At 43.0% G+C, this 1,012-nt stretch carries 1 protein-coding gene; it reads left to right on the forward strand.

Annotated features, from left to right (window positions below):
* Positions 1 to 33 precede the first annotated feature (33 nt).
* The coding region (locus IE271_RS44475) for a sodium:solute symporter family transporter (protein WP_229919999.1) at positions 34 to 1,012 on the forward strand (979 nt) is incomplete at its 3' end.

The following is a 1,012-nucleotide window of genomic DNA, read 5'->3' on the forward strand; positions in this document are numbered from 1 at the left end:
TTTGTGGCTAAACGCTTACGCATTTATACGAGCGTGATCGCTAATTCCATCACCATTTCAGATTATTTTGAAACGCGCTTTAGCGATGATAGACACATCTTGCGCTTGATTTCAGCTTTTGTGATTTTGATCTTTTTTATTTTTTACATTTCTTCAGGGTTAGTGAGCGGGGCTAAACTCTTTGAAGCGACCTTTGGCATTCAATACACCTACGCTTTAAGCATTGGCACGCTGATTATTGTCTCTTACACCTTTTTAGGGGGGTATAGGGCGGTGTGCTGGACGGATTTGATTCAAGGGCTTTTGATGATGAGCGCTTTAATCGTGGTGCCGATTGTTATGATAATCCATCTTGGAGGGATTGGAGAAGGGATTAAGATCATTAGAGAAATCAAGCCTGAAAACCTTTCTTTCTTGCAAGGCTCTAGCGTAGTCGCCATCATTTCAAGCCTTGCTTGGGGGTTAGGCTATTTTGGGCAACCCCATATTTTAGTGCGTTTCATGTCTATCCGCTCCATTAAAGATGTCCCCAAAGCGACCACTATTGGGATTTCTTGGATGGTTATTTCTTTGATTGGGGCATGCGCTATGGGGCTTTTAGGCGTTGCGTATGCGCATAAATTTGACTTGAGCTTAGAAGACCCTGAAAAGATTTTCATTGTGATGAGTCAATTGCTCTTTAACCCTTGGATCACAGGCATTTTATTGAGCGCGATTTTAGCGGCGGTGATGAGCACGGCCAGTTCGCAACTGCTTGTAAGCTCTTCTACCATTGCTGAAGATTTCTATGCGACAATTTTCAATAAAAACGCTCCGCAAAAATTAGTGATGGTTATTTCTAGGCTTTCGGTTTTAGGGGTAGCTTGCATCGCTTTTTTCATTTCAACGGATAGAAACGCTAGCATTCTTAGCATCGTGAGTTACGCATGGGCTGGCTTTGGCGCGAGTTTTGGCTCTGTGATTTTGTTTTCACTTTTTTGGTCAAGAATGACACGCATTGGCGCGATTGCTG

Source organism: Streptomyces minutiscleroticus (assembly GCF_014650875.1).
Classification (GTDB): Bacteria; Actinomycetota; Actinomycetes; order Streptomycetales; family Streptomycetaceae; genus Streptomyces; species Streptomyces minutiscleroticus.